This window comes from Stenotrophomonas sp. 05L44_2 (assembly GCF_056665995.1).
Genome location: NZ_JBFTNR010000623.1, coordinates 1 through 2492 on the forward strand (window position 1 = coordinate 1; position 2492 = coordinate 2492).

Genomic DNA, 2492 nt, shown 5'->3' on the forward strand with positions numbered 1-2492 from the left:
CCATTCAACCTCGGGGCTGCCGGCCAGCGGCCGACACTACCCCCATTCACCCACCTGAGCGGATTCTGACCAGCCCGAGCATTTTTGCTGCACTGCAAAATGCCATACGGTACCGTCTGGTTCTAGTATCAAACAATCGTTTGATTAAGGTCCGCCCGCCCGATGGCCAAGCCCGCCCACTTCTCGACCAAGGACCGGATCCTCGGCGCCGCCGAGGAGCTGTTCGCCCAGCACGGCTTTGCCGGCACCTCGCTGCGCCAGGTCACCAGCCAGGCCGACGTCAACATCGCTGCGGTCAACTACCACTTCGGCTCCAAGGAAAACCTGGTCAACGAGGTGTTCCGCCGCCGCATGGACGAGATGACCGGCGCCCGCCTGGCCCAGCTCGAGCGTGCCCGCAACGAACACCCCGGCCAACTGCGGCCGGTGCTCGCCGCCTTCGTCGAGCCGGCCCTGGCGCTGGCCCAGGACCGTCAGAACGGCGGTGCCTTCGTCCGCGTGATCGCCCGTGCCTACGCTGAAAAGAACGACAACCTGCGCAAGTTCCTGTCCGACCACTACGGCCACGTGCTGCGTGAGTTCGGCAAGGCGATCGCCACCTGCGTGCCCGGCCTGAGCAAGGAAGAGCTCTATTGGCGCCTGGATTTCCTCGCTGGCTCGCTGACCTATGCCATGGCCGATTTCGGGCTGATCAAGCGACCTGCCGGTGTCACCGAAACGGCGCATCGTGCCCATGCCGCCCATGAACTGATCCATTTCGCCGAGGCCGGATTCCGTGCCGCCGCCCGCAGCGGCAGCGCCCTGCCCGCCTCCATTGATTCCACCCAGTAACTGCTGACCAACAAAGGCCCTACACCATGTCCAATTCCCTGCTAGTCCGCCGCGCCGCCGTGCTGGGTGCCGGCGTCATGGGTGCCCAGATCGCCGCCCACCTCACCAATGCCGGCGTCGACACCGTGCTGTTCGACCTGCCTGCCAAGGAAGGTCCGGCCGATGGCATCGTGCTGAAGTCGATCGCCAACCTCGGCAAGCTGAGCCCGGCGCCGCTGGCCAGCAAGTCGCTGGCCGAAGCCATCACCCCGGCCAACTACGAGACCGGCCTGGAACAGCTGAAGGACTGCGAYCTGRTCATCGAGGCSATYGCCGARCGCATGGACTGGAAGCAGGACCTGTACAAGAAGATCGCCCCGTTCGTGGCCGACCACGCCGTGCTGGCCTCCAACACCTCGGGCCTGGGCATCAACAAGCTGGCCGACGTGCTGCCCGAACAGCTGCGCCACCGCTTCTGCGGCGTGCATTTCTTCAACCCGCCGCGCTACATGCACCTGGCCGAGCTGATCCCGGCCACCACCACCGACGCCAGCGTGCTGGAAGGCCTGGAAGCGTTCCTGGTCACCACCCTGGGCAAGGGCGTGGTGTACGCCAAGGACACCCCGAACTTCATCGGCAACCGCATCGGCGTGTTCTCGATCCTGTCCACCATCCACCACACCCAGGAATTCGGCCTGGGCTTCGACGAAGTGGACGGCCTGACCGGCCCGCTGGTCGGCCGCCCGAAGTCCGCCACCTACCGCACCTCCGACGTGGTCGGCCTGGACACCATGGCCCACGTCATCAAGACCATGGGCGATACCCTGCCCAACGACCCGTGGCATGAGTTCTTCAAGTCGCCGAAGTGGCTGGATGCGCTGATTGCCAAGGGCGCACTGGGCCAGAAGACCGGCGCCGGCATCTTCCGCAAGGTCGGCAAGGACATCGTGGTGCTGGACCTGGAAAAGCAGGACTACCGTCCGGCTGACCGCGCCGCCGCACCGGAAGTGGTCGAGATCCTGAAGATCAAGAACCCGGCCGAGAAGTTCGCCAAGCTGCGCGAGAGCCAGCACCCGCAGGCGCACTTCCTGTGGGCGACCTTCCGCGACCTGTTCCACTACAGCGCCTACCACCTGGCCGACATCGCCGAGACCGCGCGCGACGTCGATCTGGCCATSCGCTGGGGCTWYGGCTGGTCGCWRGGCCCGTTCGAAACCTGGCAGGCTGCSGGCTGGAAGCAGGTGGCGCAGTGGATTGCCGATGACATCGTCGCCGGCAAGAGCATGAGCAACGCCCCGCTGCCGGACTGGGTGTTCGATGGCCGCGATGGCGTGCATGCCGCCGAGGGCAGCTACAGCCCGTCGCGCAACGCCAAGCTGCCGCGTTCGTCGCTGCCGGTMTACCAGCGCCAGCGCTTCCCCGATCCGCTGCTGGGCGAGAAGTTCGCGCCGGGCGAGACCGTGTTCGAGAATGACGGCCTGCGCATGTGGCACGACGGCGATGGCATCGCCGTGGTCAGCTTCAAGACCAAGATGAACACCGTGTCCGACCACGTGCTGGATGGCCTGCAGGAATGCGTCACCCGCGCCGAGAAGGATTTCCAGGGCCTGGTGATCTGGCAGCAGAAGGAGCCCTTCTCCGCCGGTGCCGACCTGGCTGGCGCCCTCGGCCTGCTGCAGGCC

The 2492-nt window shown here is 66.0% G+C and carries 2 protein-coding genes; both read left to right on the forward strand.

Going from position 1 to position 2492, the window contains the following annotated elements; all coding sequences use genetic code 11:
• Positions 1 to 162 precede the first annotated feature (162 nt).
• Entirely contained in the window at positions 163 to 831 is a 669-nt protein-coding gene (locus tag AC1VAN_RS18340) for a TetR/AcrR family transcriptional regulator (RefSeq protein ID WP_025875011.1), read from the forward strand.
• 26 nt (positions 832 to 857) lie between these two features.
• Positions 858 to 2492: 3-hydroxyacyl-CoA dehydrogenase family protein (locus AC1VAN_RS18345; RefSeq protein WP_480986392.1), on the forward strand; the 1635-nt coding region annotated here is incomplete at its 3' end.